This window comes from Rhodococcus sp. KRD175 (assembly GCF_017168275.1).
Taxonomy (GTDB): domain Bacteria; phylum Actinomycetota; class Actinomycetes; order Mycobacteriales; family Mycobacteriaceae; genus Rhodococcoides; species Rhodococcoides fascians.
The window spans coordinates 282,584-289,140 of record NZ_JABFAQ010000002.1 but is presented as its reverse complement, the minus strand read 5'-3'; the positions used below and the strand labels follow the sequence as shown (position 1 = coordinate 289,140).

The 6,557-nt window shown below is 65.7% G+C and carries 6 protein-coding genes; 2 read left to right on the top strand and 4 right to left on the bottom strand.

What is annotated here, in order from left to right:
* Positions 1 to 128 precede the first annotated feature (128 nt).
* Positions 129 to 1,916 (bottom strand): aspartate--tRNA ligase, encoded by a 1,788-nt coding sequence (gene aspS, locus J1M81_RS02030; RefSeq protein WP_032388431.1) that lies wholly within the window; start codon positions 1,914 to 1,916, stop codon positions 129 to 131.
* A 169-nt stretch (positions 1,917 to 2,085) separates the two neighbouring features.
* On the opposite strand from aspS, the gene J1M81_RS02025 reads away from it, so the two are divergent.
* Positions 2,086 to 3,003, top strand: a complete 918-nt coding sequence (locus tag J1M81_RS02025) for a neutral zinc metallopeptidase (protein WP_032370624.1) — start codon at positions 2,086 to 2,088, stop codon at positions 3,001 to 3,003.
* A gap of 11 nt (positions 3,004 to 3,014) precedes the next feature.
* Here the strand turns inward: J1M81_RS02025 and J1M81_RS02020 are convergent, their stop codons facing one another.
* A complete protein-coding gene (locus J1M81_RS02020) occupies positions 3,015 to 4,043 on the bottom strand; it encodes an Rv2578c family radical SAM protein (protein WP_032370477.1) in 1,029 nt (342 codons plus the stop codon).
* 128 nt (positions 4,044 to 4,171) lie between these two features.
* Between J1M81_RS02020 and J1M81_RS02015 the strand changes: the two genes are divergently transcribed.
* The gene (locus J1M81_RS02015; protein WP_032370476.1) at positions 4,172 to 4,642 is read left to right on the top strand and encodes a DUF3237 domain-containing protein; all 471 of its coding nucleotides are present in this window, start codon (positions 4,172 to 4,174) and stop codon (positions 4,640 to 4,642) included.
* A 13-nt stretch (positions 4,643 to 4,655) separates the two neighbouring features.
* Here the strand turns inward: J1M81_RS02015 and J1M81_RS02010 are convergent, their stop codons facing one another.
* The gene (locus tag J1M81_RS02010; RefSeq protein ID WP_032365086.1) at positions 4,656 to 5,294 is read right to left on the bottom strand and encodes a hypothetical protein; all 639 of its coding nucleotides are present in this window, start codon (positions 5,292 to 5,294) and stop codon (positions 4,656 to 4,658) included.
* Positions 5,284 to 6,555: a histidine--tRNA ligase gene (gene hisS / locus J1M81_RS02005; protein ID WP_032388471.1), complete on the bottom strand. Its 1,272-nt coding sequence runs from the start codon at positions 6,553 to 6,555 to the stop codon at positions 5,284 to 5,286. The genes J1M81_RS02010 and hisS overlap by 11 nt, the downstream gene beginning before the upstream one ends.
* Positions 6,556 to 6,557: the final 2 nt, after the last annotated feature.

Below are 6,557 nucleotides of genomic sequence, written 5' to 3'. Positions count from 1 at the left end.
AGCAAGGCATTAGCGTGTGACACGAGGACCTCTCGGTTGTCGGTGCAGTTGTGGTAACCACACCGATACCGGAGGTCCTCACCTATCTGTCGCTGCCACGCCGTCCACAACGTCCCTGCTCATTACAGCTAGGCCTCTGTCGGCGCTTCTTCCTTCTTCTCCGGCGTGAAGTCGACGCCCGATTCCTTGCGCTGCTGCGCGGTGATCGGTGCGGGCGCGTCGGTCAACGGGTCGATGCCGCCACCGGACTTGGGGAATGCGATGACCTCACGGATGGAATCGACTCCGGCAAGCAGCGCGGTGATGCGATCCCAACCGAACGCGATTCCGCCGTGCGGCGGCGCGCCGTAGCTGAAGGCATCGAGAAGGAAGCCGAACTTCTCCTGGGCCTCTTCCTTGCCGATCCCCATGATCGCGAACACTCGTTCCTGAATGTCCTTGCGATGGATACGAATACTGCCGCCGCCGATCTCGTTTCCGTTGCAAACGATGTCGTAGGCGTAGGCCAGAGCAGATCCCGGATCGGTGTCGAATGTGTCCATCGACTCCGGCTTCGGCGACGTGAACGCATGGTGCACGGCCGTCCACGCCCCGGACCCGACGGCGACGTCGCCACTGGCGGTGGCGTCGGACGTGGGCTCGAACAGCGGCGCGTCGACGACCCACACGAACGCCCACGCCTTGGGGTCGATCAGGTCGAGCTTGCGTGCGATCTCGCCGCGGACGGCGCCGAGCAGTCCGCGGGAGGCCTTGACCGGACCGGCGGAGAAGAAGATCGCGTCGCCGTTCTTCGCGCCGACGTGCGCAGCGAGGCCGTCCCGTTCGGCGTCGGTCAAGTTCTTCGCGACCGGGCCGCCGAGGGTGCCGTCCTCACCGACCAGCACGTAGGCCAGGCCCTTGTGTCCACGCTGCTTGGCGAATTCCTGCCAACGGTCGAGCTGCTTACGGGGCTGCGACGCACCGCCGGGCATGACGACCGCACCGACGTACGGAGCCTGAAAGACGCGGAACGTGGTGTCGGAGAAGAAATCCGTGCACTCGACCAGTTCGATGTCGAATCGAAGATCGGGCTTGTCGGAGCCGTACCGGCGCATGGCCTCGGCGTAGGTGATCCGCGGGATGGGTGCCGTGAAGTGGTGCCCGACGAGCTTCCACAGCGACGCCAGAATTTCTTCGGCCAACAGGATGACGTCGTCCTGGGTGACGAAGCTCATCTCGACGTCGAGCTGGGTGAACTCGGGCTGACGATCGGCCCGGAAGTCTTCGTCTCGATAGCAGCGAGCGATCTGGTAGTACCGCTCGATACCTCCGACCATCAGCAGCTGCTTGAACAGCTGCGGGCTCTGCGGCAGTGCGTAGAAGCTACCCGGCTGCAGACGAGCGGGAACGAGGAAGTCCCGTGCGCCCTCGGGGGTGGAACGCGTCAGCGTCGGGGTCTCGACCTCGACGAACTCGTGGTGCGCCAGAACCGATCGGGCGGCGGCGTTGACGTGCGAACGCAGTCGAATCGCATGGCCGGGGCCCTCACGGCGCAAGTCGAGGTAGCGGTATTTGAGGCGTGATTCCTCACCGGGCTGATCGTCGAGCTGGAACGGCAACGGTGCGGCCTCGGACAGGACCTCGATCTCGGATGCCTCGACCTCGATGGCACCGGTGGGGATCTCGTAGTTCGCGTTGCCTTCGGGACGACCCTCGACCTTGCCGGTCACCTTCACCACGTACTCGGCGCGCAGTCGGTGGGCCTGCTCGAGCGCTGCTCCCTCGCGGAAGACGACCTGAGACACACCGGATGCGTCACGCAGATCGATGAAGATGACGCCACCGTGATCGCGTCGACGGGCCACCCATCCCGTCAACGTCACAGTTCGGTCGACGTGCTCGGGGCGTAATGAGCCGGCGAGATGGGTGCGCAGCACGGGTGTCCTTTCGAGAAAAATCCGCTGATCGTGTTCTTCGCTCACCGATCCTACGGAGCGCATCGCCGCAGAAGGAAACGAGATCCCGTCCCGGCATGCGAAGCTAAGACCGACAGTGGCGGTATCGGTTCGCACGGAGTATGCGGGCTCGGCGGAGGGGAACTCCAGCATGACGTTCAGAGAAGGCTCGCAAACGACACCGGGCCGAGTCTCCGTCGGTGGTAGCGGCGGAGGCGGCGGACGCGGCAAGTTGGCGATCGGCGGTGGCGCGGGTGGGCTGGTCATCATCGTCCTCGCGCTGCTCTTCGGCGGCGACCCGGGAGCAATACTGAACCAAATCAGTGGGGGCGACAGCTCCGCCGGGCAGGGCGAGGACGGGTCGTCCGGAACACTCGACTGCGACGTAGCAGACGCGAACAGCAACGTGAACTGCCGCGTCGACTTCACGGTGGGAAGCCTGGACACCGTCTGGGAATCGCAGCTGCAGCCTCAAACCGGCGTCGCCTACGTCCAGCCGGACGTGCGGTTGTTCTCCGGAGCAACGAACACCGGCTGCGGCAACGCCACCAGCGCCGTCGGGCCGTTCTACTGCCCGGCCGATTCCACGGCGTATTTCGATACGAGCTTCTTTCAGGTCCTGGTCGATCAGTTCGGCTCCAGCGGTGGGCCACTGGCACAGGAGTACGTCGTGGCGCACGAGATCGGCCACCACATCCAGAACCAGTTGGGCGACATCGGGCGCGCACAGCAAGACCCTCAGGGTCCCGAGTCCGGTGGCGTGCGGGTGGAATTGCAAGCCGATTGCTACGCAGGAATCTGGGCGCACTACGCGGCCGAGACCGTCGACCCGAAGAGCGGCGTCCCATTTCTCGAACCGCTGACCTCCGCCCAGATCGACGACGCACTGTCCGCCGCATCCTCGGTGGGCGACGACCGGATTCAGCAGGCGTCCACCGGCCGGGTCAACCCCGAGGGCTGGACGCACGGCTCGTCCGCCCAGCGCCAGGCGTGGTTCTCCACCGGCTACGAGACCGGACAAGTGGCCGCCTGCGACACGTTCTCGGCTCGCGACCTCGACAATCCCTGAACCAGTACTGCTCAGAACAGCGTGAGTGCCGGCCCCGAGGTCACCAACCCGCGGGGTTCGGCAGGCTCGTTCGCGGGCAACGCGCGGGTCTGGTCGGCGGCGAAACCGTAGGTGTCGAGCAGCGGATCGATTCTCGCCTTCAGCCACTGCTTGTACTCCGGAGTGACGTACGCCCCGTGTCCGTAGAGCTGGCGGTATCTGCGTACCAACGCCGGGTGCTCCTTCACCAGCCAGCTCATGTACCAGTCCTTGGTGCTCGATCGAAGATGCATCGGCAGCGCCGTGACGGTCGTCGCCCCGGCCTCGGCCAGCGCAGCGATCAGCCCGTCGAGTTGTTTGGCTCCGTCGGTGAGAAACGGAATGACCGGCGCCACCAGCACACCGCAGTCGAGTCCCGCATCCCGCACGGCGCGGATGAGGTCCAACCTTGCTCGCGGACTTGGTGTTCCGGGTTCGAGCTGCTTCTGCAAATCTGCATCGTGGATCGCCAAACTGATGCTCACGTGTACGTCGACCTTCTGTGCAGCCAGGGTCAGCAGCGGCAGATCCCGTCGCAACAGCGTTCCCTTGGTCAGGATCGAGAACGGCGTACCCGACTCGGTCAACGCGCGAATGATGCCGGGCATCAACCGATATCGCCCCTCGGCGCGTTGATAGGGATCGGTGTTGGTCCCCAGCGCGACCGGCTCCCGCTTCCAGGATCGACGTGCGAGCTCTTTGCGGAGGACTGCCGCAACGTTCGTCTTGACGACGATCTGCGAGTCGAAATCGTTGCCGGAATCGAGGTCCAGGTATTCGTGTGTCGGCCTCGCGAAGCAGTACCGGCACGCATGCGAGCATCCGCGCATCGGATTGACGGTCCACGAGAACGGCACCTGCGATTCGCCCGGAACCTCGTTCAGGGCACTCTTGCACAGCACCTCGTGGAAGGTGATGCCCTCGAACTCCGGGGTCTGCACGCTGCGGACGAGCCCGGACCGTTCCAGCCCCGGTAGCGCGCCCTCGTCTGCGGCATCGAGAGTCTGACCGGCCCATCGCATGCACACAGTCGAACATTTGTTCTATGCCGTGTCAAGGTCGGCATCGCTCCCCCGCATCCCCCGGTCGGGTCCGGCAGCCGACAAGCGATAGCGTAGGGCCCGAAGTCGATCCTAGGAGTGCACCGCACGTGACCGCCCCGAACACACCGACCCTGGAACCCATTCTGCGCCTGGGCCTCACCCTGGGACCGGCCATCGAGATCGGTTCGGTGCCCGAAGGCGACCGAGTCGTCACCACCGTCCTCGGCGGGGCCGCACCCGGCCCGGACATCGAGGGCACTCTGGCTGCTCGATCGACCGTCGTCAGCGTCACCCGGCCCGACGGGTGCACCGAGTTCAGCAGCGATCTCGTCCTCGAATTGGCAACCGGCGGTTACCTTTCGCTCGACTACCGAGGAGTCCAGTTCGGACCGGCCGAGGTCATCGACGCTCTGAACGATCCCGACCGAGAGGTCGACCCGGCGACCTACTACTTCCGCGGCACGTTGCGAGTGTCGACCGCTGTTCCGAAGTTCACGTACCTCAACCGGGCCCTCGTCGTCACCTCCGGCTCACGATCGGCCGAGGCCGTGGTGCTCGACGCATTCCTGGTGACCTGAGAGCCGTCCGCTCTCATCCGAGCAGCTGCGCGACCTCCCGGTCGGTCAACGTCGCGTGCGGAGTGCGACCCTTGCTGCGAACCAGTTCGATCGCTCGGTAGAGGGGCCGTTCGTCCAGCCCGGCGTCGCGCGCCTCGGCCCGCAGCTGATCCACCAGCACCGACGCGATGGCCGCCGCGGGAACGAGTTCGGTGGTCCACAGCGAATCGGCGAGCGTGCGCAACGCAAGAATCGGCAGTTCGCGGCCGCCACCCCTGGTGTAGAGCGCCAACGGCAGAACGATACGAGTACGACCGTCGTAGAGCCGCAGCGAGATCTGGTCGATTCCGGCCGTGCGGATGGTCATTTCCGCCGTCACCACCTCCGGCATGTTCAGCCGTCGGGTACGCAGTCCCCGAGCGCACAGCCGTGGCCCGTCGATCCACACCCGGCGGCGCAATCCCAGCCAACCCGACAGCGCCGCCGGACCACCGACGATCACTCCGACGAGGACTGCCACCCACACGGGGACGACGAGCGCCAGAACGACGCCCAGCACGACTCCGACCAGTAGCGAACCGACCACGATCTTGCGCAACCGCGGCGCGAGGAACTCCGCCGAGACCAGATCGAGGGCTACCGGACCCGCCGAGGGCCGAGGGTCATCGGCCAAGGTGCACTCCGAGGACGTCGACCACGTCGGCCAACGCGACCGTCTCCTGCTCGCCGTTCGAAAGGTCTTTCATCACGATGGATTCGGCCGACAGCTCTTGATCGCCCAGCACGAGTGCGTATCGGGCTCCCGAACGATCGGCCGCTTTCATCGCTCCCTTCATGCCGCGATTTCCGTACGCCATGTCCACCGCGATGCCACGTTCACGCAACTGCGCCGCGATGTCGACGATCGCGAGTTTGGCTGCGGCACCCATCGGGATGCCGAACACCTGACACCGCGACGTCGTGCCTGCGGTCTTGCCCTCGGCGGCCAACGCGAGGACGGTGCGGTCGACACCGAGCCCGAATCCGATACCCGACAGCGCCTGCCCGCCCAACTGCTCCATCAGGCCGTCGTAGCGGCCGCCGCCGCCGATGCCCGATTGGGCCCCGAGGCCGTCGTGCACGAACTCGAACGTCGTCTTCGTGTAGTAGTCGAGTCCACGAACCATGCGCGGGTTGACCAGGTACGGAACATTCATCACATCGAGGTAGGCCAGCACCTCGTCGAAGTGCTGCTTCGCAGAATCGGAGAGATGGTCGAGCATCAACGGCGCGTCGGCAGTCATCTCGCGAACCTCCGGCCGCTTGTCATCGAGAACCCGCAGCGGGTTGATCTCGGCGCGTCGACGCGTGTCCTCGTCCAACGGAAGCGCAAAGAGGAACTGCTGCAGCAACTCTCGATACTGCGGGCGGCAGGTGTCGTCGCCGAGCGAGGTGATCTCGAGCCTGAAACCGGTGAGACCGAGGGCGCGGAACCCGGCATCGGCCACGGCGATGACCTCGGCGTCCAACGCCGGGTCGTCGACCCCGATCGCCTCGACTCCGACCTGCTGCAGTTGGCGGTAGCGGCCGGCCTGCGGGCGCTCGTACCGGAAGAACGGCCCGGCGTAGGCCAACTTGACCGGCAGCGCCCCGCGGTCCAAGCCGTGCTCGATCACCGCACGCATGACGCCCGCAGTCCCCTCGGGACGCAGAGTCACCGACCGATCGCCGCGGTCGGAGAAGGTGTACATCTCCTTGCTGACCACGTCGGTCGATTCGCCGACTCCCCGGGCGAACAACCCGGTGTCCTCGAAAATCGGGAGTTCGATGTGGCCGTACCCGGCGGCGCGCGCCGCACCGAGAAGGCCCTCACGGACAGCGACGAATTCGGCCGAATTCGGGGGGAAGTAATCGGGAATGCCCTTGGGCGCGGAAAAGGTGGTCGGCTTGCTCACGG

Coding starts and splice junctions, on each gene's coding strand:
- J1M81_RS02025 (WP_032370624.1), top strand. CDS start 2,086: ATGACGTTCAGAGAAGGCTCGCAAACGACACCGGGCCGAGTCTCCGTC.
- J1M81_RS02020 (WP_032370477.1), bottom strand. CDS start 4,043: ATGCGATGGGCCGGTCAGACTCTCGATGCCGCAGACGAGGGCGCGCTA.